Source organism: Agrobacterium sp. A3-95, assembly GCF_053521785.1.
Genome location: NZ_JBNWDR010000004.1, coordinates 292,062 through 314,767 on the forward strand (window position 1 = coordinate 292,062; position 22,706 = coordinate 314,767).

23 protein-coding genes are annotated in these 22,706 nt (G+C 60.1%); 10 read left to right on the forward strand and 13 right to left on the reverse strand.

Annotated features, from left to right (window positions below):
• Nucleotides 1–65: 65 nt before the first annotated feature.
• From serS to ACQZ5Y_RS13720, 4 genes are all read left to right on the forward strand, one after another.
• The gene (serS, locus tag ACQZ5Y_RS13705) at nucleotides 66–1,349 is read left to right on the forward strand and encodes a serine--tRNA ligase (protein WP_065687302.1); all 1,284 of its coding nucleotides are present in this window, start codon (nucleotides 66–68) and stop codon (nucleotides 1,347–1,349) included.
• A 155-nt stretch (nucleotides 1,350–1,504) separates the two neighbouring features.
• Complete coding sequence (surE, locus tag ACQZ5Y_RS13710; RefSeq protein ID WP_003515592.1) at nucleotides 1,505–2,275, forward strand: 5'/3'-nucleotidase SurE; 771 nt, start codon at nucleotides 1,505–1,507, stop codon at nucleotides 2,273–2,275.
• 8 nt (nucleotides 2,276–2,283) lie between these two features.
• Nucleotides 2,284–2,925, forward strand: coding sequence for a protein-L-isoaspartate(D-aspartate) O-methyltransferase (locus ACQZ5Y_RS13715; RefSeq protein WP_029658770.1), 642 nt, complete (start codon nucleotides 2,284–2,286; stop codon nucleotides 2,923–2,925).
• Nucleotides 2,926–3,270: 345 nt separating this feature from the next.
• On the forward strand, nucleotides 3,271–4,836 hold the full coding sequence (locus tag ACQZ5Y_RS13720) for a LysM peptidoglycan-binding domain-containing M23 family metallopeptidase (RefSeq protein ID WP_019566161.1): 1,566 nt from the start codon (nucleotides 3,271–3,273) through the stop codon (nucleotides 4,834–4,836).
• Nucleotides 4,837–5,026: 190 nt separating this feature from the next.
• Here ACQZ5Y_RS13720 and mobB read toward each other — a convergent pair whose 3' ends face one another.
• From mobB to moaA, 5 genes are all read right to left on the reverse strand, one after another.
• A complete protein-coding gene (gene mobB, locus ACQZ5Y_RS13725) occupies nucleotides 5,027–5,542 on the reverse strand; it encodes a molybdopterin-guanine dinucleotide biosynthesis protein B (RefSeq protein WP_174049520.1) in 516 nt (171 codons plus the stop codon).
• Nucleotides 5,539–6,165, reverse strand: coding sequence for a molybdenum cofactor guanylyltransferase MobA (gene mobA, locus ACQZ5Y_RS13730; RefSeq protein WP_174049519.1), 627 nt, complete (start codon nucleotides 6,163–6,165; stop codon nucleotides 5,539–5,541). Before mobA ends, mobB begins: the two co-directional genes overlap by 4 nt.
• Nucleotides 6,162–7,361, reverse strand: coding sequence for a multidrug effflux MFS transporter (locus ACQZ5Y_RS13735; protein WP_065660876.1), 1,200 nt, complete (start codon nucleotides 7,359–7,361; stop codon nucleotides 6,162–6,164). Before ACQZ5Y_RS13735 ends, mobA begins: the two co-directional genes overlap by 4 nt.
• A gap of 1 nt (nucleotide 7,362) precedes the next feature.
• On the reverse strand, nucleotides 7,363–8,331 hold the full coding sequence (locus ACQZ5Y_RS13740) for a DMT family transporter (RefSeq protein WP_111782470.1): 969 nt from the start codon (nucleotides 8,329–8,331) through the stop codon (nucleotides 7,363–7,365).
• Nucleotides 8,332–8,484: 153 nt separating this feature from the next.
• On the reverse strand, nucleotides 8,485–9,582 hold the full coding sequence (gene moaA, locus ACQZ5Y_RS13745; protein ID WP_174049518.1) for a GTP 3',8-cyclase MoaA: 1,098 nt from the start codon (nucleotides 9,580–9,582) through the stop codon (nucleotides 8,485–8,487).
• A gap of 85 nt (nucleotides 9,583–9,667) precedes the next feature.
• On the opposite strand from moaA, the gene ACQZ5Y_RS13750 reads away from it, so the two are divergent.
• The 3 genes from ACQZ5Y_RS13750 to ACQZ5Y_RS13760 all read left to right on the forward strand — a co-directional run bounded on the left by ACQZ5Y_RS13750 (nucleotide 9,668) and on the right by ACQZ5Y_RS13760 (nucleotide 12,729).
• Nucleotides 9,668–10,036 carry a gamma-butyrobetaine hydroxylase family protein gene (locus tag ACQZ5Y_RS13750; protein WP_174049517.1) on the forward strand — a complete coding sequence of 123 codons (369 nt, stop codon included), beginning with the start codon at nucleotides 9,668–9,670 and terminating at the stop codon, nucleotides 10,034–10,036.
• Nucleotides 10,037–10,258: 222 nt separating this feature from the next.
• On the forward strand, nucleotides 10,259–12,070 hold the full coding sequence (locus tag ACQZ5Y_RS13755; protein WP_013636269.1) for a monovalent cation:proton antiporter-2 (CPA2) family protein: 1,812 nt from the start codon (nucleotides 10,259–10,261) through the stop codon (nucleotides 12,068–12,070).
• A gap of 50 nt (nucleotides 12,071–12,120) precedes the next feature.
• The gene (locus ACQZ5Y_RS13760; protein WP_003515570.1) at nucleotides 12,121–12,729 is read left to right on the forward strand and encodes a pyridoxamine 5'-phosphate oxidase family protein; all 609 of its coding nucleotides are present in this window, start codon (nucleotides 12,121–12,123) and stop codon (nucleotides 12,727–12,729) included.
• A 96-nt stretch (nucleotides 12,730–12,825) separates the two neighbouring features.
• Here the strand turns inward: ACQZ5Y_RS13760 and ACQZ5Y_RS13765 are convergent, their stop codons facing one another.
• The 8 genes from ACQZ5Y_RS13765 to ACQZ5Y_RS13800 all read right to left on the reverse strand — a co-directional run bounded on the left by ACQZ5Y_RS13765 (nucleotide 12,826) and on the right by ACQZ5Y_RS13800 (nucleotide 20,518).
• Nucleotides 12,826–13,896, reverse strand: a complete 1,071-nt coding sequence (locus ACQZ5Y_RS13765; protein ID WP_013636267.1) for a GGDEF domain-containing protein — start codon at nucleotides 13,894–13,896, stop codon at nucleotides 12,826–12,828.
• Nucleotides 13,897–14,396: 500 nt separating this feature from the next.
• Entirely contained in the window at nucleotides 14,397–15,614 is a 1,218-nt protein-coding gene (locus ACQZ5Y_RS13770) for a molybdopterin molybdotransferase MoeA (RefSeq protein WP_174049516.1), read from the reverse strand.
• Nucleotides 15,615–16,106, reverse strand: coding sequence for a cyclic pyranopterin monophosphate synthase MoaC (gene moaC, locus ACQZ5Y_RS13775; RefSeq protein ID WP_174049515.1), 492 nt, complete (start codon nucleotides 16,104–16,106; stop codon nucleotides 15,615–15,617). It lies immediately after the preceding gene.
• Nucleotides 16,107–16,113: 7 nt separating this feature from the next.
• The gene (trpC, locus tag ACQZ5Y_RS13780) at nucleotides 16,114–16,929 is read right to left on the reverse strand and encodes an indole-3-glycerol phosphate synthase TrpC (RefSeq protein ID WP_174049514.1); all 816 of its coding nucleotides are present in this window, start codon (nucleotides 16,927–16,929) and stop codon (nucleotides 16,114–16,116) included.
• A gap of 19 nt (nucleotides 16,930–16,948) precedes the next feature.
• The gene (gene trpD, locus ACQZ5Y_RS13785; RefSeq protein ID WP_013636264.1) at nucleotides 16,949–17,983 is read right to left on the reverse strand and encodes an anthranilate phosphoribosyltransferase; all 1,035 of its coding nucleotides are present in this window, start codon (nucleotides 17,981–17,983) and stop codon (nucleotides 16,949–16,951) included.
• Nucleotides 17,984–17,999: 16 nt separating this feature from the next.
• On the reverse strand, nucleotides 18,000–19,892 hold the full coding sequence (locus ACQZ5Y_RS13790; protein WP_174049513.1) for a peptidylprolyl isomerase: 1,893 nt from the start codon (nucleotides 19,890–19,892) through the stop codon (nucleotides 18,000–18,002).
• Between the two features lie 270 nt (nucleotides 19,893–20,162).
• Nucleotides 20,163–20,297 (reverse strand): hypothetical protein, encoded by a 135-nt coding sequence (locus ACQZ5Y_RS13795; protein ID WP_003515556.1) that lies wholly within the window; start codon nucleotides 20,295–20,297, stop codon nucleotides 20,163–20,165.
• Nucleotides 20,298–20,338: 41 nt separating this feature from the next.
• Complete coding sequence (locus tag ACQZ5Y_RS13800; protein WP_003515553.1) at nucleotides 20,339–20,518, reverse strand: hypothetical protein; 180 nt, start codon at nucleotides 20,516–20,518, stop codon at nucleotides 20,339–20,341.
• A 418-nt stretch (nucleotides 20,519–20,936) separates the two neighbouring features.
• Here ACQZ5Y_RS13800 and coaD point away from each other — a divergent pair, with 418 nt between their 5' ends.
• The 3 genes from coaD to ACQZ5Y_RS13815 are packed head-to-tail and all read left to right on the forward strand — an operon-like array spanning nucleotide 20,937 to nucleotide 22,576.
• Nucleotides 20,937–21,431 carry a pantetheine-phosphate adenylyltransferase gene (coaD, locus tag ACQZ5Y_RS13805; RefSeq protein WP_174049512.1) on the forward strand — a complete coding sequence of 165 codons (495 nt, stop codon included), beginning with the start codon at nucleotides 20,937–20,939 and terminating at the stop codon, nucleotides 21,429–21,431.
• Nucleotides 21,432–21,460: 29 nt separating this feature from the next.
• On the forward strand, nucleotides 21,461–22,030 hold the full coding sequence (locus ACQZ5Y_RS13810) for a peptidylprolyl isomerase (protein WP_019566173.1): 570 nt from the start codon (nucleotides 21,461–21,463) through the stop codon (nucleotides 22,028–22,030).
• Between the two features lie 36 nt (nucleotides 22,031–22,066).
• Nucleotides 22,067–22,576, forward strand: coding sequence for a peptidylprolyl isomerase (locus ACQZ5Y_RS13815; RefSeq protein ID WP_003515547.1), 510 nt, complete (start codon nucleotides 22,067–22,069; stop codon nucleotides 22,574–22,576).
• Nucleotides 22,577–22,706: the final 130 nt, after the last annotated feature.

The window sequence follows — 22,706 nt, forward strand, 5'->3', positions numbered from 1 at the left end:
GCCGGGCCTTTCGCCCGGCGTTTTGCTGATAAAACGCGAGCGACCAACAATAGTCTGGAACGACGATGCACGACATTAAATGGATACGCGAAAACCCCGAAGCCTTTGATGCAGCACTTGCACGGCGCGGCGCAGAGCCTGCCGCAAGCAGCCTGATCGCTCTCGACGAAAAGCGCCGTTCCGTCATCCAGTCCCTGCAGGACATGCAGTCGCGTCGCAATGCCGCTTCCAAGGACATCGGCGCCGCCATGGCGCAGAAGAACATGGAGCTGGCGGAAAAGCTGAAAGCGGAAGTCGCCGACATCAAGGAAAACATGCCGCGCGCCGAGGAGGAGGACCGCCAGGTCACCGCCGAGCTTAACGACGCCCTGTCGCGCCTGCCCAACATGCCTTTCGACGATGTTCCTGACGGCAAGGACGAACACGACAATGTGGTGACCCGCGTGGTCGGCCAGAAGCCCGGCTGGAACCATGAAGCAAAGGAGCACTTCGAGATTGGCGAAGCGCTCGGCTACATGGATTTCGAGCGGGCGGCCAAGCTTTCCGGCTCGCGCTTCACCGTGCTGACCAGCCAGCTGGCGCGTCTGGAACGGGCGCTCGGCCAGTTCATGATCGACCTGCACACCTCGGAACATGGCTACACGGAAGTTTCTTCGCCGCTGATGGTGCGTGATGAGGCGATGTTCGGCACCGGCCAATTGCCGAAGTTTTCCGAGGATCTGTTCAAGACTACCGATGGCCGCTGGTTGATCCCGACGGCGGAAGTGACGCTGACCAACCTGGTCTCCGGCGAAATTCTCGAGCAGGAAAAGCTGCCGCTACGCTTCACGGCACTTACGCCGTCCTTCCGTTCGGAAGCGGGCTCTGCCGGCCGCGACACACGCGGCATGCTGCGCCAGCACCAGTTCTGGAAATGCGAACTCGTCTCCATCACCGACGCGGAAAGTGCTGTTGCCGAGCATGAGCGCATGACGGCCTGCGCCGAAGAAGTGCTGAAGCGTCTTGGCCTGCATTTCCGCACCATGACGCTGTGCACCGGCGATATGGGTTTCAGCGCGCGCAAGACCTACGATCTGGAAGTGTGGTTGCCCGGCCAGAACACCTACCGCGAAATTTCGTCCTGCTCCGTCTGCGGCGATTTCCAGGCGCGGCGCATGAATGCGCGTTATCGCGGCAAGGACGACAAGGCGACGAAGTTCGTGCACACGCTGAACGGCTCCGGCACCGCCGTCGGCCGCTGCCTGATCGCGGTTCTCGAAAATTATCTCAACGACGACGGTTCTGTCACAATTCCAGACGTGCTGCTGCCCTATATGGGCGGTCTGACGCGGATTGAGAAAGCGGCCTGAGGGAGAGCAGCGTCGTGCTATTGGAAGGAGAATCTTCCAATACGCCGACGTCATCCTCGGGACAGGCCCGAGGATGACGTTGAGAGAACTGCACACCTCACTGCCGGTGGGGAGGATGCTCCGTCCCGGAAGATATGAAAAGCGGAGAGAGAAACATGCGGATTTTGCTGACCAATGACGACGGTATCCATGCCGAAGGGCTGGCGGTGCTGGAACGTATCGCCCGCACGCTGTCCGATGACGTCTGGATCGTGGCGCCCGAGACCGACCAGAGCGGTCTTGCTCACTCCCTGACTCTCTCCGAGCCGCTGCGGCTGCGCAAGGTTTCCGACAAGCATTTCGCGCTGCGCGGTACACCGACCGATTGCGTCATCATGGGCATCCGTGAAGTTCTGCCGGAAAAGCCCGATCTCGTACTCTCAGGTGTCAACGCCGGCGCCAATATGGCTGACGATGTCACCTATTCCGGCACGATTGCCGGCGCCATTGAAGGTACGCTGCAAGGGGTACGCTCCTTCGCACTCAGCCAGGCTTTCAGCCATTCCGAAGGCCGCGTCGTGCCGTGGGAGGTGACCGAGACCCATGCGCCGGATCTGCTGCGCAAGCTGATGAATGTGGAATTGCCTGATGGCACCTTCCTCAATCTCAATTTCCCCAATTGTGCACCTGATGATGTGCAGGGTGTCTCCGTTACCGGGCAGGGCAAGCTCGATTTCGGCCTGACGGTAGAAGAACGCCAGGATGGCCGCGGTCTTCCTTATTACTGGCTGCGCTTTGGCGAACGCCTCGGCACCTTCCGCGAGGGCACGGATATCCACGCTTTGAAGCACGGCAAGATTTCGGTCACGCCGCTAAAGCTTGACCTTACGGATTACACGGTCAAGGATCGGGTTGCGCAAGCACTTGGATTCGGAGTCGCCGATTGAAATCCGCAATGGTTGAAAAGGAAGGTTTTGCCGCTCTCGTTCTCCGCTTGCGGGGTGAGGGGATTTCCGATCTCGACCTTTTGACGGCGGTCGAACAGACGCCGCGCTCCAGATTCGTGCCGCCGCAATTCGCCGCTGATGCCTATTCCAGCCGCACAATCCCGATCGACTGCGGCGCCTTCATGGAGGGCGCTGACATGGCGGTGAAAATCCTGGCTCGCCTGCAATTGAAGCCGGGCCAGCGCGTGCTGGAAATCGGTACCGGCAGCGGTTTCATGACGGCGATCATCGCGCGCCGGGTGGAGCGGGTCTTTTCGCTGGAGCGCTACAAGACGCTGGTGCAGCAGGCGCAGAACTGTCTGGACGATCTTTCCATCCGCAATGTCGTCATCCGCCAGGCGGATGGCAGCAACGGTCTGGTGGGCGAGGGCACCTTCGACCGAATCGTCGCCACCGCCGCCTTTACCACCATGCCCCGCTTTTTCGCCGAGCAGATCGTCTCCGGCGGCATGATGATCGCGCCGATCATTCTGGAAGACGGGCGCTGCGTGATGACGCGCTTCTCTAAGACCGGCAGCCGCTTCGAGAAGGAAGAGCTGTTCGAGACGCCCTATCTGCCGCTTGGCAGCCATATTGCCCGGCATTTGTGACAAAATGAAAATATCGAAGGCGATTAATTTTCGTCTTAGAATATTCTAAATCATCACAACCAACTGATTTTCCATAATAATATTGCTCCGACATGACACATGCCGTTTTCGTCATGGTTATCGAAGTGTCAAAAAAGCGCCGAGCGGCTTAACGTTTTAACGGCGTGGTAACACTAACGCGCTTTAATCATAAACATCGACGCATGGTTTTCCCGGGATCGGGAAATGGGCCTTGCAAGAAGTGAAATTTGTGCCGGATCGACCTCGATGCGGCGGGTTGGCGTCAGTGTAGATCGAGTTATGCGTATGAGACATTCGTCTAAAATCGGAAAATCAGTCGCAAAAATGTTCGCAGCGGCATTGCTGGCAAGCGTCGCAACGGGCTGTAGCTCGGATGCAACGCGGTTCAGCGGCCTCTTTTCCAGTGGACCGGATCGGATGACGACAGCGTCAATTCCAGCCCGCCAGGGCGGCGGTGCTTATGGGCAGGCCCCGGTCCCGCAAGGCGACATGAACGGTGGTTATGCCTCTGCGGCACCCCAGGGCGGCTACGCCAATCAGAACATGGCGGCCAACTCCTATCCGTCTTCCGGCGGTTATGGCGGTGGCGTTCAGCCTTCGACGGCCCGTTCGGCTTCGGCCTCTCCGGTGCAGCGCTCCGAGCTGTCGGCTCCGCCGGCGGTGGCAAGCCGCGACCCGTCGACCCGCAACGAAGCCATGGCCCAGCCTTTCCCGTCCGCACAACGACCAGCCGCTCCGTCTCTCGCAGCACCTGCACAGCAGGCTGCCGCTCCCGTCGCCGACAATCTCACCACCGCAACCGTCCGTTCCGACAAGAACGGCTGGCATACGGATGGCGCCTCTTCGGTAACGCTGCGTCCGGGTGAAAGCATCGCGACTATCTCCAACCGTTACGGCGTTCCCGAAAAGGAACTGCTGCGGGTCAACGGTCTGAAGACCGCGGCGTCCGCGCAGGCTGGCCAGTCGATCCTTATTCCGAAATTCGGTCAGGTCCGCAATGCCGCTAAGGCTGCGGCTGGTGACATTGCGCTCAACCGCAACGGCGACGAGCCGAACCCGCTGCGCGGTCCAGACCAGAAGGTAGCCGTGCTGCCCTCGCAGAGTGTTGCCCGCGACAAGGTTTCGGCTGAAAACGGCAAGCTCACACCTCCCGGTGGCAAGCCTATGCCGCCAGCCGGTGGTTACAAGGTTCAGCCGGGCGACAGCCTGGCAAAGATCGCCCGTGAAAACGGCGTTTCGGTTGCAGCCCTCAAGGCCGCGAACGGCATTTCCACCGAAAGCATCCGTGTCGGCCAGACACTCGCCATGCCGGGTGCTTCGACCGACGCCATCAAGACAGCCTCCGTACCCGCAAAGGAAGCGGCCAAGGCAGTGGAAACCGCATCCGCCAAGCCGGAACCCTACAAGGCTCCTGCCGCAGCTGCGACCGTACCGTCCGCTCCTGCCGCAACGGCAAGCGTCGGCGATATCGAGAAGAAGTCCGATATGGCCTCGCTCGCTCCGGAATCCACGGGCATCGGCAAATATCGCTGGCCGGTTCGTGGCGCCGTCATCAACAATTTCGGCGACAACGTCGAAGGCAGCCGCAACGATGGCATCAACATCTCCGTTCCGGAAGGCACGCCAATCAAGGCCGCCGAAAATGGTGTGGTCATCTATGCGGGCAATGGCCTTAAGCAGCTCGGCAACACGGTTCTCGTCCGCCATGACGACGGCAAGGTCACCGTTTACGGCAACGCCGCCAATCTCGACGTGCAGCGCGGCCAGAAGGTTCAGCGCGGCCAGACCATTGCCACGTCAGGCATGACCGGCAGCGCCAAACGTCCTCAGGTTCACTTCGAAGTTCGCAAGGATGCGACGCCGGTGAACCCCTCCGGTTTCCTTGAATAGGTATTGCGTCTCAAGGAATGATGAAGCCGGGCCGAACGCCCGGCTTTTTCATTTTTGGGGGTAGGCCAAGCGTCCTCACACATTCGACGTCATCCTCGGGCTTGACCCGAGGATCCATGGTGCGGTCGGTTTGCGGGCCCTCGGGTCGAGCCCGAGGATGACGGAGGAGAGGAGGTTGCCGAAACGGCAGTTACGCCCTCACCAACCCAACCGTCTTCTCGATGAAGTCCGCAATCGTGGCGGTATCATCGAGGTCGAAGACGGGAAGGGTGGCGTCGGGCACCGCGTGGTCGGCGGCAATTGCGATGATGTGCGGATCGCTTCCGGCAAGCGGTTCGGTCTTGGCAGCTTCCAGCCGTCGCGCCTCGATCTTCGGTACCGGCTCGTATTTGTAACCCTCGATCAGTACGAGATCGCAAGGGGCGAGGCGGGAGAGGATTTCCTTAAAGGACGGTTCGGCTTCGCCGCGCAATTCATGCATGATGGCAAAGCGGGTGCCGGAGACGATGGTGACCTCGTGCGCGCCCGCCTGACGGTGACGCCAGCTATCGGCGCCGACCTTGTCGATATCGAAATCATGATGGGCATGCTTGATGGTCGAGACCCTATAGCCCCGGGCCGTCAGCTCGGTGACGATGCGGACCGCAAGGCCGGTCTTGCCCGAGTTTTTCCAGCCGGCAATACCGAAGACCTTTTGGCTCATCATGGTTCCATGCTCTCCAGATAGCTTCGAGCGAGCGCCAGTTCATCCGGCGTGTTGATGTTGAAGAACGGATCGAGGCTGCCTTTGGCCGTTTCCAGCGGCGGGAAGGCGATACCGATCGTGACGTGTCGTGCAAGATAGGCGCGGATGCGCCGGTTTGCATCGTTCTTCAGCCATTCCTCCAGATCGTCCGCGAGCGCCACGGGCCACAGCGCGAAAACCGGGTGCAACTGGCCGCTGGAGGCGGCGATGACGATTGCGTCTTCGGCCATGTGTTGGCAGAGGCGGTCGACGAGATCTTCGGGAAAGAACGGGCTGTCGGCGGGCACTGTCAGGAAGTGGCTTTTCCGGACGTGATGGTTCTGGAAATGCCGCATGCCGGCGAGAACTCCGGCTAGCGGCCCGGCATGGCCGTTCACGGTGTCAGGCAGCAACGGCAGGCCATAGCTTTCGGCCCAGCCATTCGCGGCATTGATGGTGACATCCGACACCTGTGGCGCGATGCGGCGCACGACATGGGAAAGCAGCGGTTCGTCGCCCAGCATTACGGTCGCCTTGTTGGTGCCCATCCGTCGCGACAGGCCACCGGCAAGCACAAGACCGGGTATTTCAAATCGCGCCGTCATTGCCGCTTTTCCTGCAGCCTTACAATATAGGTGGTGAGGAGGGCGACAAGGCCGGTCGCCAGCATCACGAGAAGAAGCGGCCAGGTTCCGTCCTCTTTGGACAGAACCGAGGAGGCAAGCACGGAAAGTGCCGCACCGCCGCCGATGGTCATGGCGCCGCCAAGACCGGAGGCGGAGCCTGCCAGATGCGGCTGGACGCTGACCATGCCTGCATTGGCACTTGGCAGGGTCACACCGTTTCCGACACCAATGAGCGCAAGCGGCACGAAAAACGCATAGGGGCTTTCCGCCCCGGTGAAGATCAGCGCTATGGCTGCGACAATCCCGGCGATGGCGACGACATTGCCCGACAGCATCATGCGGGTGATACCGATCTGGCTCGCATAACGGCCGGAGACGAAGTTGCCGAGCATGTAGCCGCTGGCCATGAAGAAGAATTGCAGGCCGAGCATGGCCGGGGCAAGGCCATAAAGCACGCTGCCGACGAAGGGGGCGCCGCCGAGAAACGAAAAGAACATGCCCGACGAGAAGGTCGAGGTCAGCGCATATCCCCAGAAGAGTGGCGAGCGCAGAAGTTCCGGCCAGGCGTGGAACTGCTGCGAGAAGCTTGCCGATCTGTTGTGATTGGTTTCGCCGAGATCAAACCAGGCGAGCACCAGAATGCCGACCCCGAGCAGGGCAAGAAGCGCAAAGCTGGATTGCCAGCCGGAGATATCGTTGAGCAGACCGCCGACCGTTGGGCCGACCATCGGCACCACCGACATGCCCATGGTCACATAGCCGATCATCGAAGCGGCTTGTTCCATCGGCACCATGTCGCGCACGATGGCGCGCGCCAGCACGAAACCGGAAACGACGGCCGCCTGCGCCACACGCCCGAACATGAAGACGGTGATATCTGGCGCCAGCATGCAGACGAGCGTGGCGACGATCATCATCGCGATGCTGGCAAGCATGACGGGCCGGCGTCCGAAAAGATCGGATAGCGGGCCGATGAGGAGTTGCAGGCAGGCGGTGGCGGCAAGATAGCCGGACACGGCAAATTGCATCACGGCGTAATCGGTCTCGAAATGGAGCGCCATCGCTGCAAGCGAGGGCAGGAACAGGTTCATGCAAAGCGCCGCGACGCCGGCGATAACGACGAGCGTGATGATGTGGGGCGGGGTGGTGCGATCCAGAAAGCGGGCGTTTTTCATGTCATTCTCCCGCTTTTTCCGTAAAGGCAGCTTTCGTTACGGAAGCTGGCCGCACGGTGGTCGCGGCAGTGGGCGTTGCGGCGGAGCGCTTGGCCATCTGCGAGCGCTTGCGCAGGCTTTCACGGTAGAAGGTGTAGAGGCCCGAGCCGATGACGATCATGGCGCCGACGATCGTGAAACTGTCGATCTTTTCGTTGAAGAAGAACACGCCGATCATGAAACCCCAGAGCAGGCTGGTGTAACGGAACGGCGCGACGAAGGAGATTTCGCCGGTTCGCATTGCCAGAATGATTGCCTGGTAACCGACCAGCACCAGAACGGCAGAACCGGCCAGATGCGACAGGATCATGAAGTTCATGGGCTGCCAGCCGCCGAAGGGCTGGATCAGCAGGCCACCCACCGCCATGTTGACGGAGGCGGTAACGAAGGTGACGGCAAGCGAGGGGACATCCGCATACATCTTGCGGGTCAGAAGATCGCGCGCGGCGGTGACCGCCAGCGAGGCGACGACCAGCAGCGCGCCTGAGGTAAAGCCTTCCGGGCCGGGCCGGATGATGACGAGCACGCCAATGAAGCCGACGATGATCGCCGCCCAGCGCCGCCAGCCGACGGGCTCGCGCAGGAACAGTGCGGCACCCAGCGTGACGATCAGCGGCAGGGATTGCAATATGGCCGAGGCGTTGGAAAATTCTATGAGTCCGAGCGCCGTCAGATAGAGAACGGCGGCTGTCACTTCGCAGAGACAACGCAGGATGATGATGGGGCGCATCAGGGTTTTCAGCGGCCGGAGCGCGCCGAAGTGCCGGGCGGCGATATAAATCAGCACCACCGTCATGATGCCGCGCACGAACATGATCTGGCCGGTATTGATGTAGGGGGTGACGGATTTCGTCAGGGCGTCGTTGGCCGTAAAGCTTGCCATGGCGAGCGCCATCAGAAGGGCGCCGCGCGTATTGTCCGTCAATGCCATTTCATACTGTCCCAGACCATGCGCAGCCTAACCCCAAATTCCTCTCAGGGGTCGCCCGCCGGGCGGGACCGCGCATTCCTCCATGCCAAGAGACCTGACACGGCCAAGCCGGCATTTCAACCGCTTAAATGGGTGGGTGGACGAGAAACAGGTTCAGCCGCCGGTCACACTCATATGGCGGGCGACAGCGGGGCGCTTGTGGGTGCGGTCAATGATGAAATCATGCCCTTTCGGCTTGCGCAGAATGGCCTCGTCTATGGCGCCCGAGAGATAGGCGTCGCTGTCGGAAGCGCGCAGCGCCGTGCGAAGGTCGGCCGCATCGTCCTGCCCGAGACACATATAGAGCGTGCCGGTGCAGGTGAGGCGGACGCGGTTGCAGCTTTCGCAAAAATTATGGGTCATGGGTGTGATGAAACCGAGCCTGCCGCCGGTTTCCTTTACCGTCACGTAGCGGGCAGGGCCGCCGGTCTGGTAGTCGTTGTCAACAAGCGTGAAGCTTTGTTCCAGATCGGCGCGCAGCCTGGAAAGCGGCAGGTAGCGATCGGTGCGATCTTCCTCGATCTCGCCCATCGGCATGGTCTCGATGACAGTCAGGTCCATACCGCGACTATGGGCGAAACGCATCAGCTCGGGAATTTCAGTCTCGTTGAAGTCCTTCAGCGCGACGGCATTGAGCTTGATCTTGATGCCGGCGGCCTGCGCGGCATCCAGCCCTTCCATCACACGGTCGATATCGCCCCAGCGGGTGATCTCGCGGAATTTCTGCGGGTCCAGCGTATCGAGCGAGACGTTGATGCGCCGCACGCCGCAATCGGCGAGTTCAGCGGCGAATTTCGCAAGCTGCGAACCGTTGGTGGTCAGCGTCAGCTCATCCAGCGCGCCGGTGCCAATATGGCGGCCGAGGTTCCTCACCAGCATCATGATGTTCTTGCGCACCAGCGGCTCGCCGCCTGTCAGCCTCAGCTTGCGCACGCCCCGTTGAATGAAGACGGAACAGAGCCGGTCGAGTTCCTCCAGCGTCAGAAGGTCCTTCTTCGGCAGGAAGGTCATGTGTTCGGACATGCAGTAGGTACAGCGGAAATCGCAGCGGTCTGTCACGGAAACGCGCAGATAGGTGATGGACCGGCCGAAAGGGTCCACCATCGGTGCTTTGTTTTCCGTCAGGGACTGCGCTCTTTCGAGCGATCCGGGGAAACTGTTCACGTCTCCGTCCTCACTGCGCGATGCGCCGGGCACAAGATTGCCGGGCATGTGCTTTACAGGTGATGTAGTGACTTGCCTATCGCGAGGCAAGTCCGTAATTCTGACGCATAAGACGAGCTTGCGGAAGTGAAAAATGAGTGATGCCTGGCCGACTGAACTGCTTGTGTCGAAAGACCGGCGGCAACTGACCGTTTCCTTCGATGATGGAAGCGTCTATCGGCTTGGTGCCGAGATGCTGCGCGTGCTTTCACCCTCCGCGGAAGTGCAGGGCCACGGGCCGGGCCAGAAGGTCACTGTTCCCGGCAAGCGCAACGTGACGATCCGCTCCATCATGGCGACGGGCAATTATGCCGTGCGCATCGTCTTCGACGACGGCCATGACAGCGGCATCTTCACCTGGAGATATCTGAAGGAACTGGGAGAGACCGGCGACGCATCGTTTGCCGATTATGAGCGACAGCTCGCCGAAAAGGGCTTGAGCAGGGAACCGCTATCCCGGTAGGCGGGCGCAAGGCCTGCGGACACTCCCCACCCTCATTCCTGTGACAAGCACGGGAATGAGGGGAGAAGGGCAGCGGCATCTCAAGCCCGCATGCCTTATGGACAAATAACCCGTTGAATCTGCGCATCGTCCATCTGTAAAATCATTTTCGATTTTCATACTGATGCGCTAGGAAGTGAGGGAGGGAACACCCTCGTTCTATCAATTTAAACGGGGTGATGTGTGGCGGTCGAAGCGAACGGGAATGATCTGGCCCAGGTGGTCGTGCTTTTGGCGGCGGGCGTGGTGGCCGCGCCGATTTTCAAGCGCATCGGCCTCGGTTCGGTGCTGGGTTATCTGGCCGCCGGTCTGGTGATCGGGCCATATGGCTTCGGTTTCTTCTCCGATTCGCAGGCGATCCTTCATATCGCCGAACTCGGCGTGGTGATGTTCCTGTTCATCATCGGCCTTGAAATGCAGCCGTCACGGCTGTGGTCCATGCGGCAGGATATTTTCGGGCTTGGCGCGCTGCAGGTGCTGGTCTGTATGGCGGGTCTGACGATGGTTGGCGTCAGTCTCGGCTTTCCGCTCATCATGTCATTTGTCGCCGGTACCGGCTTCGTGCTGACTTCCACGGCAATCGTCATGCAGATGCTGCAGGAACGCAACAGCATGTCCAGCCTCAAGGGCCAGCGCATCATCGCCATCCTGCTGTTTGAGGATCTCGCCATCGTGCCGCTTCTGGCGCTCGTTGCCTTCCTCGGTGCTGGTGGCGAGCACGTCACACCCTCGGAGCGCTGGATTTCCGTCGGCATCGCGCTCGCCGCCGTCGGCGCGCTCATTCTGGCCGGGCGTTATCTTCTCAACCCGTTCTTCCGCCTGCTGGCGGCGTCCGGTGCGCGCGAGGTAATGACAGCCGCAGCTTTGCTGGTGGTGCTCGGTTCGGCGCTGTTGATGCAGGTCAGCGGTCTTTCCATGGCGATGGGCGCGTTTCTGGCTGGTGTGCTACTGTCCGAATCGTCATTCCGCCATCAGCTGGAAGCGGATATCGAGCCGTTTCGCGGCATTCTGCTCGGCCTGTTCTTTCTTGGCGTCGGCATGGCGATCGATCTTGCCGTCATTGCGTCGAACTGGCAGCTCGTGGTCGTCAGCGTCGCAGGTTACATGCTGCTCAAGGCATTCCTGATCTACGGCGTGGCGCGGGCGCTCGGCACCACCAGGCGCGAAAGCCTGGAGCGGGCCGTGTTGATGGCGCAGGGTGGCGAATTCGCCTTCGTACTCTATTCCGCCGCTGTCAGCGCCGGCATCCTCGACCGCGAAGCCAACGCCATCCTGACGGCGACCATCATCATCTCGATGGTGCTGACGCCGCTGATGGTCATTCTGCACGACCGGCTGGTGCCGGCGGCCGTTCCCAAGACCGATGATCTCGATGTGCCGGAAAATGTCGAGGGCAGCATTCTGCTGATCGGTTTCGGGCGTTTCGGCCAGATTGTCAGCCAGCCGCTTCTCGCGCGTGGCTACACGCTGTCGCTGATCGACAAGGATGCCGACTTTGTGCGCGATGCTGCGGAATTCGGTTTCAAGGTCTATTATGGCGATGGCTCACGCGCGGAAATCCTGCATGCCGCCGGGGCAAGCACCGCGCGTGCGGTGCTGATCTGCGTCGACGACAAGGAAGCCGCTGTGCGGATCGCGGAGATCGTCAAGCATGAGTTTCCGCTGGTTCCCGTTCTTGCCCGTGCCTATGACCGTGGCCACGCAATCGATCTTGTGAAGGCCGGCGTAGATTACCAGATCCGCGAGACGCTGGAATCGGCGATGAATTTCAGCGAGGAAGTGCTTGGCGCCATGGGCGAGGAGCGGGAAGATGCTGCCCGCTTGGTGGAGGAATTCCGCGACCGCGACGAGGAACGTTTCGCGATGGAAGTCGTCGGCGGTATTTATGCGGGCCGGTCGCTGATCCGCGGCAATGCCCAGCCGGCGGACCTCGTTGCTGCACGCACCGCGCGCGAACGGGCGGAGCGGGAAAAAGCGGAAGCGGCAGAGGAATAACGCGCCCTGATTTATGGGGGGCAGATTGATTGCAGGAGTTGGAGCGGACAATGACGGTCATTCGCACGGTTGAGGAATTGAAGGCCATTTACGATGGCACAAGCGAGGCATCTATCGCGAAGGTGACAGCCACGCTGACCGCCGAATACCGGCAGATGATCGAGGCTTCGCCATTTCTGGCGCTGGCGACTGTCGGGCCGGAAGGCATGGACTGTTCGCCGCGCGGCGACAAGGGCGGTGTGGTAAGGGTGGCCGACGACAGGACGGTGCTTTTGCCCGACTGGCGCGGCAACAACCGCGTCGATTCGCTTTTGAACATCGTCCGCGATCCACGCGTGGCGCTGATGTTCCTGATCCCGGGCTCGAATACAACGATGCGCATCAACGGCCGCGCTGTCGTTTCGGTCGCACCCGATCTGCTGCAGAGCTTCGAAATGGACGGAAAACACCCGCGCACCGTCATTGTGGTCGAAATCGACGAGGTCTATTTCCAGTGCGCGAGGGCCTTGATGCGTTCGGAACTGTGGAACCCCGACAACTTCGTGGAACCCGCGTCACTGCCCACACCCGGCAGCCTGCTCAAAGCCGCCAAGGCGGAGTTCGATCAGGAGACTTATGACCGCGAATGGGCGGTTCGGGCGGCGAAGACCATGTGGTGACATGTGTTTTGCCGCAGCAACAGGTGCGCACGTAACAGCGCGTGGGGGCGGAGGGAGCACTGCATTTAATATGCTCCCTAACCGGCGCTATCCTTCTCACGTCCGATAAATCAGCCAGTTCTTGCCGATATAGTTCTTCTGCATGCCGTCCTCGTAAATGACGGAACGGTTCCTGCCGGTTTCCTTGGCGTGGTAAAGTGCCATATCGGCATGTCCGTAAAGTTCGCCCGGATTGTTTGCCTGCGAGGCGGAGGCGAAGCCGATCGAGATCGTCACCGTACCGTAGTCGGCGCCCGATCGTGAATTGCGGAACGGTGTGCTTTCCAGCGACAGGCGGATGCGCTCACAGATCACCATGACTTCTTCCGGCGTGTTGCCATCAAGAATGATGGCGAATTCCTCGCCGCCGCTTCTGGCGACGAAGCCGTCCTTGCGGACATTGGCGCGGATGACGGAGGCGACGGTGGCCAGTATCTTGTCGCCGACCGGGTGGCCGAACGTATCGTTGATCCGCTTGAAATGGTCGATGTCGAGCAGGATGAGCGTCGTATATTGCAGGCCGATGGAGCTGTTGTAGACGGAGGCCAGCCTGTCATCGAAAGCGCGACGGTTGGAAAGGCGCGTCAGCGAATCGGTATTGGCGATGCGCTTGTATTCATCCAGCTCCAGACGCACCTGTTGCATTTCCTCGGCATGGCGGTTGACGTCGTTGAACGCCTTTTCGCCATCGATGATTTTCGAGCCGGTGGCCTCGGCCAGCAGCGAGACCGCATTTTTCAGGATATTGGTGCTCGATACGGTCTTGTCGTCAATGCGCTGACGGGTCTCGCCGAGAATTCTGTTGTAGTTCTCGATGGAGGACTGTTCGCGCCTCAGCGTCCCGAGAAGCGCCTCCAGTTCACGCCGCAGCTTCTCGTGCGCGTCGTCGATCGAGGCGATGGGATTGCCTTCCCCGTACCGCGTGGATAGTTCGTCCAGATCCTCCTGCGTCACCCGGTTTCCCAGTGCCGCCAGATCCCTCGTCAGCGCCGGGTTCGAGCCGATATAGGCTTCGTAAAAAAGGCTATAGTTGCGCGGGATCGGCGACACACCCATGCTCCGCATGGCATAGGCAATCTGCCCGGCGATGTCGGGCCCCGTGGATTTGGGCGTGGATGCCGTGTTCATCAAGAAACTCCAGTGAGTCTGCTTATCGACTATGATTATTATTATGTAGGTCGTTTTGGAAAGCTTAATTTATGGGAAACTAATTTTTATTCCCTGAAATTTGATATTCGGCAATTTTTATCTTATTTAGTTGATAATTATAAGTAATTCTCATTTCCAGGAAGTTCCGGAGTTTTTTGATTTCTACTGCTCGTCTTGGTGCCAGCTTCGTATTTATTCTGTCAATCCCGATAGTGATTTTCGGGTGATTTATTTCGGCACAACAACGCAGGGTGATAGTCGGGAGTTGGTTGAGGCGCGGAGTTTTTCATCTGGCAAGACGCCGCTTATAAGCAACGAACTTCTTCGCGCATGTCCGGATACAGCAACGTTACAGTTTTTATTACGTCGTCTCAACAGAAGTGGCTGCAGCCCGTCTCATTTCTGTGACTACTTGCGGTGAAAATTGCGCAAGATTTTGAAACAATGCGTTGTTTTGTCTGCCGCCGGAATATGTCCCGTCAGGTTCTAAGCCGTATCACCGAGCATTCCGCACCGGCGTCAACTGCCGGCGCATTTGGCGGGCGCACGATCAGGCCGTCTGAATGTGCCAGTATGTTCATCATGGATGAATCCTGTTTGGCATAGGCTTGCGCCACCAGAGCGCCGTTGTAATCGGTGCTGAAACGGGCGCGAAGATAATCCTGCCGGTGATCGTTCGCCTTCAGCGGTGTGGCGGTTCGGGCCGTGGTGACGCGTTGCGGCGGAATGCGGCGGGCGATTCTGTGGAGCAATGGCTCGAGGAACAGCAGGCCGCAGACGAGGCTCGCGACTGGATTTCCTGGCAGGCCCAGAACCTGCATGGCATCGATGGCACCCACCATCAGCGGTTTTCCAGGACGCATGGCAATGCGCCAGAAATCGAGCTGCATGCCTTCGGCCTTAAGCGCCGCCTGAACGAGATCATGGTCGCCGACAGAGGCGCCGCCGAGCGTCACGAGCACATCGGCCTTTGCCACGACAGCCTTGCCGATGGCGGCGCGGATCAACGTGTCGTTGTCGGGTATAATGCCGAGATCGAGAACCTCCGCACCGGCTGCCCGCACAAGTGCGGCGACACCGAAGGTGTTCGAGGCGATGATCTGGGCGGGAAGGGGCGTGCTTCCGGGCGGCAGCAATTCGTCGCCGGTGGCAAGGATGGCGACCAGTGGCTTGCGATAGACTGCAAGCGTTGCGTGATTCATCGCCGCCGCAACGGTGAGATCGGTGAAGCCGAGTTCGCGCCCGGACGTCAAAACCATGTCGCCCTCGGCAAAATCCTGTCCGCGCGGGCGAATGTGTCTCCCGGCGGTGATGTCGAAAGCGGTGCGGATTCTGTCCTCGCCGAGAAGCTCGGCATCTTCCTGAATGAGAATGGCATCCGCACCCGCTGGCACCGGTGCGCCGGTAAAGATACGCACGGCCTCGCCTTTACCCACCGTGCCCGGGAAAGCGTGGCCTGCGGCAGCTTGGCCTATGACGGTGAGGACTGACCCGATTTGTGGCGCATCGGCACTGCGCAGCGCATAGCCGTCCATGGCCGAGGCATCGAAAGGCGGCTGGGTCAGACGCGCCGCAAGGTCAGCCGCAAGGACGCGGCCATCGCATTCGGCGAGCGGAAGGGTTTCGCTGTCAACCACAGGAACCGCCGCCTCCAGAAGGCGCGTTACGGCCTCATCCACGGGCAGCAGTGGCTTCATTCAGGTCTCCTGTCGCCGGAAATCGCCCGACTTGCCGCCGCTCTTTTCGAGAAGGCGGATATTGACGATCTCCATCGCCTTGTCGGCGGCTTTGGCCATATCGTAAATGGTCAGGCAGGCGATGGACACGGCGGTCAGCGCCTCCATCTCCACGCCGGTCTTGCCGGAAAGCTTCACCATGGCCTCCACCCGCAGGCCAGGCAGGGCAGCGTCTTCGGTAATGTCCACCGCCACCTTGGTCAGCATCAGCGGGTGGCAGAGCGGAATGAGGTTTGCCGTCTGCTTGGCTGCCATGATGCCCGCGAGCCGGGCTGTGCCGATGACGTCACCCTTCTTGGCATTGCCATCGCGGATGAGCGCCAGCGTTTCCGGCTTCATCTTCACGAAGCCTTCGGCAACGGCGACACGGACGGTCTCGGCTTTGTCGCCGACATCGACCATATGGGCCTCGCCGCTCGCATTGATATGGGTGAGCTTTGTCGCCTCGCTCATCGGCGCATCATTCCGCCGCCAGGACGCCGGATTGGCCGGTTAGCAGGGTTTTGGTAGCTGCCGTCACGTCGTCCTTGCGCATCAGGCTTTCGCCGACGAGGAAGGTGCTGATGCCGCTCTTTTCGAGGCGCTGGCAATCCTCATAGGTGAAGATGCCGCTTTCGCCGACAAGCAGCTTATCGGCGGGCACGAGGCCAGCCAGTTTCTCGCTGGTTTCGAGGCTGACCTCGAAAGTGCGCAGATTGCGGTTATTGATGCCGAGAAGCGGCGAGGCGAGCTTCAGCGCCCGTTCGGTTTCTTCCGCATCATGCACCTCGACCAGCACGTCCATGCCGAGTGAAAAAGCCTCGTCTTCAAGGCGTTTCGCCTCATCGTCGGAAAGAGACGCCATGATGAGCAGGATGCAGTCCGCGCCCCAGGCGCGGGCCTCATGCAACTGATAGGTATCGAACATGAAATCCTTGCGCAGCGCAGGCAGCGTGCAGGCATTGCGGGCAGCCGTCAGAAATTCCGGCGCACCCTGAAAGCTCGGCGTGTCCGTCAGCACGGAAAGACAGGCGGCGCCACCAGCCTCATAGGCGGCGGCCAGTGCCGGCGGATCGAAATCCGGGCGGATCAGCCCCTTGGAGGGGCTGGCCTTCTTGATTTCGGCAATCAGACCGAATTTGCCCTCAGCCTGCTTTGTCCGCAGCGCTTTGTAAAAACCGCGCGGCGCAGTCTGGCCTGCGGCCATCGCCTTGAGATCGGCAAGTGAAACCCTGGCCTTGGCGGCGGCAATTTCCTCGCGCTTGTAGATCTCGATATTTTTCAGAATGTCGCTCATGGTTTCGCTCTCATTCCTTTTAGTGGTCGGCCTGCCCGGAGACTGTTTCATTGGAGACGGCGACCAGGCGGTCGAGCGCTGCTGCCGCCGCGCCGCTGTCGAGCGCTTGGCTCACGGTCGTCATCGCCTCGCCAAGCGTTTCGGCCTTGCCGGCAATGACGAGGGCTGCCGCGGCGTTGCACAGCGATACGTCGCGATAGGCGTTGCGCTTGCCGGACAGAACCTCGCGAAGTGCCGCTGCATTGGCAATGCCGTCGCCACCCTTGAGGTCTGCCATGGAAGCGGGTTCAACACCGAAATCCTTCGGCGTCAGGTCGAAGGTGCGGATCTTGCCGTTTTCAAGCGCCGCCACATGGGTGACGCCTGTCGTCGTGACTTCATCCATGCCGTCGCCATGTACGACCCAGATGCTTTCCGAGCCGAGATCGCGCAGCACTTCGGCAAGCGGCACCAGCCAGCGCGGCGAAAAGACGCCGAGCAATTGGCGCTTCGCGCCCGCCGGGTTGGAAAGCGGGCCGAGCAGGTTGAAGATGGTGCGCGTGCCAAGTTCGACGCGGCTTGGACCGACATGGCGCATTGCGGAATGGTGCAGCTGCGCGAACATGAAGCCGAGTCCTGCCTCACTGATGCAGCGGGCGATAAGGTCAGGGCCGATATCCAGCTTCACGCCGAGTGCGGACAGCGCATCCGCCGTGCCGGATTTGGAGCTTAGCGCCCGGTTACCGTGCTTGGCAACGGGAAGGCCCGTGCCGGCAACGATGATCGAGGCGAGCGTCGAGATATTGTAGGTGCCGATGCCGTCACCGCCGGTTCCGACGATGTCGATCGCGTTTTCGGGGGCCGAAACCGGCAGCATGCGCGCGCGCATGGAGGAGACGGCGCCGACAATCTCGTCCACCGTCTCGCCGCGTACGCGCAGTGCCATGAGGAAACCGCCGATCTGCGACGGGGTTGCTTCGCCCGACATCAGAATGTCGAAAGCGGCCCGCGATTCCTCACGGTTCAGGCTTTCCCCGTTTGCGACCTTTGCGATCAGCGGTTTCAGTTCGGCCATCGTTTCCGCCCCCCGGTTAGAAGCCGACCATCGCCTGATCGGCGAGGGCCTGATTGATGGTCACACCGTAGTCGTTCTGCAGGCGGTTGACCATCTGGTCGAGCATGTCGTCGCCTGCCGCGCGGGCGATGGCTGCAAACTGCTGATCGTCATTGGCAAGCGCATCGGCAGGCGCGTTGGTGTCGACTGCCGTGACCTTGAAGAGGATGCGGCTGGAACCATCGGCGTCTGCCGCTGTGCCCGTCATGCCTTCAGCGCCGGAGAATACCGCCGTAATCGTTTGGCGACCGAAAATCGCGTCCTCGCTGGTGCGGCGCAGGCCGGATTTCTGCTCGACGGCAAGGCCGAGTTCGCCAGCCACCGCTGCCAGTGTCTCGCCCTTTTCAACGCGTGCCTTCAGCTCGTCGGCCTTGGTGGCAAGCGCCGTGCGCTGCTGCTCTGCCGTCCAGTCGGCCACGACATCGTCGCGCACTTCGGCAAGCGTGCGGTCGCGGGCGGGGATGATCTGATCGACGTCGAACCAGATGTAGCCTTCGCGGCCAAGATTGATCGGCAGGGCTTCGGTGCCGGGTTCGGTCTTGAAGACTTCCTGGGCAAGCTGCGGCGAGGGCAGGTCCTGAATGGCGTCGCCCTTTTCATCAAGACCGGCGGCATCGATGGCGTCGATGGTGACGGGCTTGAGGTTCAGCTGCTTTGCCGCATCGGCAAGCGAGGAGCCGCCGGCACGCAGGTCTTCGTAACGGTCATGCACATTGGTGACTTCTTCGGCTGCAGCAGCGGTGGCGAGGTCCTTGCGGATGTCCTCTTTCGCTTCTTCCAGCGTGCGGGTGGTTTCCGGCTTGATGCCGGTGATGCGCAGGATGACCGGGCCGAAGGACCCTGCCACGACCGGAGACACGCCGCCATCCTTCTGGACGGCGAAAGCAGCATCGGCAATCGACTGGTCGGGGATCGTGTCCTTGGTGAATTCGCCAAGCGTCACGTCGGAGGCGGTCTTGCCCTGATCCTTAACCACCTGATCATAGGTGGTGTTGCCGAGGCGGATCTGCTCTGCAGCGGCTTCTGCCATTTCCTTTTCCGGGAAGGTCAGCTGCTCGACGGTGCGGCGACCGGCGGTGCGGAAGCTGTCCTTGTGGCTGTTGTAATAGTCGGCGATCTGCGCATCCGTCACCGAAGCCTGATCGGCAATGTCCGATGGTTCCAGCTTCACATAGGTGAACTTGCGGAACTCGGGCGCGCGATATTTCGCCTTGTTGGTTTCAAACCAGGGTGCAAGCACGTCGTCGCCCGGCGCCTTGACCGGCGCAATGACGGCGTTGGACAGGATGAGGTAATCGACCGAGCGCTGTTCGTTGCGGTATTGCTTGAGTGCGTCCACCAGTACCTGCGGTGCCTTGAAACCATCGGAAACGGCTTCAACGATCTGGCTTCTGACCGCGACCTTGCTGCGTTCCTTGATATAGTCGTCTTCGCGCAGGCCGGAATTGCGCAGCCGTTCGGTGAACAGGGTGCGATCGAACTGGCCATTAACCGATTTGAATGCCGGGTCTTCGGCGATGAGATTGGCGAGGCGGTCTTCCGAAAGGCCGAGATTCATCTTCGACGCCAGTTCATCCAGCGAGGCACCCGCCGCAAGCTGGCTGAACACCTGACGGTCGATGCCGAAGGCCTTGGCCTGTTCGGTCGTCAGTCTCGCGCCGAACTGGCGGCTGAGATCGGAAACCTGACGCTGATAGGCGAGGCGGAATTCCTGCGGGCTGACCGTCTGGTCGCCGACGGTCATGACCGCATGCGAATTGGAGGTGACGAGTGATGCGGAGACGCCCCAGACGCCAAACGAAACAACAAGCAGGAGAAGCAGCAGCTTGGCTGCCATGGTTCGAGAAGCATTTCTCAGGGAATCGAGCATCGTTATGCAAACCTCACAGGAACGTCATTGCGGTCGCCAGCCGTCCGGCCCGCAACGTATCGGCGTTCCTTAAATCAATCCAATGGGAAATTGAAGGGAATTTGCCTTGGAAAAACGGGGTTTTGAAAACGCTTCTGTGATTGGCGCTAGGTTTTTACGCCTTCATCTTCGCCATACTGGCCTTTAACGCGGCAAAATAAAACCGCCCGGAGCGTCCAGGCGGTTGCGGAGAATCATATTCTGAAAGACGGCTAAGTCTGATGGTTGCGGTCAGAACGCGCGGTTGCGTCTTACCGAGGCCTTGAATTCCTCGTCTTCCCGTCGCATCTCGGCGACTGCGGAGATCATTGACGTCACGAACATAATGCTGATCAGGGCAAGAAGCAGAGTCAGGAATGTGAACATGATATCATCTCCGTTGGTAGCGAGGAAATCCTAGTTCCTCATCAGTAATAGGTCATGGACTGATAGCGGGCGGTCATCTGTGGATAGTCCGGTCCCTGGGCAGCAGGCTTCTGATCATAAAGGCTAAACGTTGTTGCTACCATTGCGATGACCAGTACTGTCCAGGCGGTGCTGATGACGCTGATTTTCGCCGAAGTAGACTGTTTTTCTCTTACAAACATCTGTCTGTTCCTTTGGTTTGATATTAACGCGCCACGTCCAATCATGTTCCGCGTCAACCTTAAAAATCGATTAGCATCGCGCCTGTGAAACTTCCTTGAATGGCTTGTTCATCTGGCGTTCAGGAAACCGGCGACTGGCCTCATTCGAGGAAAAGATACTCGGCTGCGAATGATGCGATGACCGAAAAGACGATCATAAAGGCCAGCATTTTCATTTCTCCGGGGGCTTAACGAGGTGAGGGGCATTTCGGTTTCCCGATGCCGTGTATTTATATAAATGAGCCCTGAAACCGCACTGAACGGCGCATTCATCCGTTGTTCAGACCGCACCGGGAGGGCGTCCGGGTTGTAAAAGTCTTGCGCCGCGCCCATCTCCGTGACAAAAGGCGGCACATAACGCCCACCACTTGAGAGCGATATGACGATTGCCTTTTATCCAGGATCCTTCGATCCGATGACCAACGGACATCTGGATGTGCTTATCCAGGCGCTGAACGTGGCGTCCAAAGTCATCGTCGCCGTCGGCATCCATCCCGGAAAAGCACCGCTGTTCAGCTTCGAGGAGCGGGCGACGGTGATAAGCCGGGCGCTTTCTGAAAGCCTGCCCGGTGAGGCGGCGCGCGTTGAGGTCGTTTCCTTCGACAATCTGGTCGTCGATGCAGCCCGTCAACATGGCGCGCGCCTTCTTCTGCGCGGCCTGCGTGACGGCACCGATCTCGATTATGAAATGCAGATGGCCGGCATGAACCGCCAGATGGCACCTGATATACAGACCGTGTTCCTGCCGGCGGGTACGTCGTCGCGACCCATTACAGCCACATTGGTCCGGCAGATCGCCGCCATGGGCGGCAATGTGGATGCCTTCGTTCCCAAAGCCGTGCTTGAAGCCCTCAACGCCAAGCTGAAGCGCTGACTTCAGCCTCACATTCCGGAGCCAATCCAATGAAACTCGTTCGATTTGCCTTTGCCGGCGCCCTGTTTGCGGGCGCGCTTGCCGCCAGCACCTTCGCTTCGGCTGCCGAATTCCTGACCGTCCAGCTGAAGGACGGCCCCGTCGTCATCGAACTGATGCCGGAAGTCGCGCCCAAGCACGTGGCGCAGATTGAAGCGCTGGCGAAAAAGGGCGCCTATGACAACGTGGCCTTCCACCGCGTCATTGACGGTTTCATGGCGCAGACCGGCGACGTGCAGTACGGCAACATGGAGAAGGGCTTCAACGCCCAGCGTGCCGGCACCGGCGGCTCTGACATGGCCGACATTCCGGCTGAGTTCTCCAAGACACCGTTCACGCGCGGCGTTGTCGGCATGGCCCGTTCCAGCGATCCGAATTCCGCCAATTCGCAGTTCTTCATCATGTTTGCCGACGGTCCGTTCCTGAACGGCCAGTACACCGTGGTCGGCAAGGTCGTGTCCGGCATGGAAGCCGTGGACAAGATCAAGCGTGGCGCCGGCGGCAACGGCGAAGTTTCCAACCCCGACCGGATGATCAAGGTCACCGTCGGCAAGAAGTAAGGTAGGGCAATAGAGCCCGAACAGAGGAGAATAATCATGGCCGAGATCAAGGATCCGGAAAACACCATCATCATGGAAACGACGACCGGCAAGGTCGTGATCCAGCTGCTTCCGGAAGTTGCTCCGGGCCACGTTGCCCGTATCAAGGAACTGGTATCGGAAGGCGCTTACGACGGCGTCGTGTTCCACCGCGTCATCGAAGACTTCATGGCCCAGACGGGCGATGTGAAGTTCGGCAAGAAGGGTTCGGAGAGCTTCAACCCGGCCCGCGCCGGCATGGGCGGCTCCGAGAAGCCTGACCTCAAGGCTGAATTCTCGGCTATTTCCCACGTACGCGGCACCTGCTCGATGGCCCGTTCGCAGAGCCCGAACTCCGCCAACTCGCAGTTCTTCATCTGCTTCACCGATTCGCCTTGGCTGAACAAGCAGTACACCGTATGGGGCCAGGTCATCGAAGGCATGGAAGCCATCGACAAAGTCAAGCGCGGCGAGCCTGTGAAGGACCCCGATTCGATCGTTTCGATGAAGCTTGCTTCGGCGGCCTGATAATAGCGTATAAAGTGTTTACCCGCTCCGCAGGAAACTGCGGGGCGTTTCACATTGATGATGGCGCCAACCTCTCAGACCTCATCCTAGGGACAAGCCGAGGATGAGGTCGAGTGTAGTCGGAAGCCTT

Coding starts and splice junctions, on each gene's coding strand:
- ACQZ5Y_RS13715 (WP_029658770.1), top strand. CDS start 2,284: ATGGTTGAAAAGGAAGGTTTTGCCGCTCTCGTTCTCCGCTTGCGGGGT.
- ACQZ5Y_RS13720 (WP_019566161.1), top strand. CDS start 3,271: ATGTTCGCAGCGGCATTGCTGGCAAGCGTCGCAACGGGCTGTAGCTCG.
- moaC (WP_174049515.1), bottom strand. CDS start 16,106: ATGAGCGAGGCGACAAAGCTCACCCATATCAATGCGAGCGGCGAGGCC.
- ACQZ5Y_RS13800 (WP_003515553.1), bottom strand. CDS start 20,518: ATGTTTGTAAGAGAAAAACAGTCTACTTCGGCGAAAATCAGCGTCATC.
- trpD (WP_013636264.1), bottom strand. CDS start 17,983: ATGGCCGAACTGAAACCGCTGATCGCAAAGGTCGCAAACGGGGAAAGC.
- ACQZ5Y_RS13815 (WP_003515547.1), top strand. CDS start 22,067: ATGGCCGAGATCAAGGATCCGGAAAACACCATCATCATGGAAACGACG.
- ACQZ5Y_RS13735 (WP_065660876.1), bottom strand. CDS start 7,361: ATGAAAAACGCCCGCTTTCTGGATCGCACCACCCCGCCCCACATCATC.
- ACQZ5Y_RS13750 (WP_174049517.1), top strand. CDS start 9,668: ATGAGTGATGCCTGGCCGACTGAACTGCTTGTGTCGAAAGACCGGCGG.
- moaA (WP_174049518.1), bottom strand. CDS start 9,582: ATGCCCGGCAATCTTGTGCCCGGCGCATCGCGCAGTGAGGACGGAGAC.
- serS (WP_065687302.1), top strand. CDS start 66: ATGCACGACATTAAATGGATACGCGAAAACCCCGAAGCCTTTGATGCA.
- coaD (WP_174049512.1), top strand. CDS start 20,937: ATGACGATTGCCTTTTATCCAGGATCCTTCGATCCGATGACCAACGGA.
- ACQZ5Y_RS13765 (WP_013636267.1), bottom strand. CDS start 13,896: ATGAACACGGCATCCACGCCCAAATCCACGGGGCCCGACATCGCCGGG.
- ACQZ5Y_RS13790 (WP_174049513.1), bottom strand. CDS start 19,892: ATGCTCGATTCCCTGAGAAATGCTTCTCGAACCATGGCAGCCAAGCTG.
- mobB (WP_174049520.1), bottom strand. CDS start 5,542: ATGATGAGCCAAAAGGTCTTCGGTATTGCCGGCTGGAAAAACTCGGGC.
- ACQZ5Y_RS13760 (WP_003515570.1), top strand. CDS start 12,121: ATGACGGTCATTCGCACGGTTGAGGAATTGAAGGCCATTTACGATGGC.
- ACQZ5Y_RS13770 (WP_174049516.1), bottom strand. CDS start 15,614: ATGAAGCCACTGCTGCCCGTGGATGAGGCCGTAACGCGCCTTCTGGAG.
- surE (WP_003515592.1), top strand. CDS start 1,505: ATGCGGATTTTGCTGACCAATGACGACGGTATCCATGCCGAAGGGCTG.
- ACQZ5Y_RS13740 (WP_111782470.1), bottom strand. CDS start 8,331: ATGGCATTGACGGACAATACGCGCGGCGCCCTTCTGATGGCGCTCGCC.
- mobA (WP_174049519.1), bottom strand. CDS start 6,165: ATGACGGCGCGATTTGAAATACCCGGTCTTGTGCTTGCCGGTGGCCTG.
- ACQZ5Y_RS13810 (WP_019566173.1), top strand. CDS start 21,461: ATGAAACTCGTTCGATTTGCCTTTGCCGGCGCCCTGTTTGCGGGCGCG.
- ACQZ5Y_RS13795 (WP_003515556.1), bottom strand. CDS start 20,297: ATGTTCACATTCCTGACTCTGCTTCTTGCCCTGATCAGCATTATGTTC.
- trpC (WP_174049514.1), bottom strand. CDS start 16,929: ATGAGCGACATTCTGAAAAATATCGAGATCTACAAGCGCGAGGAAATT.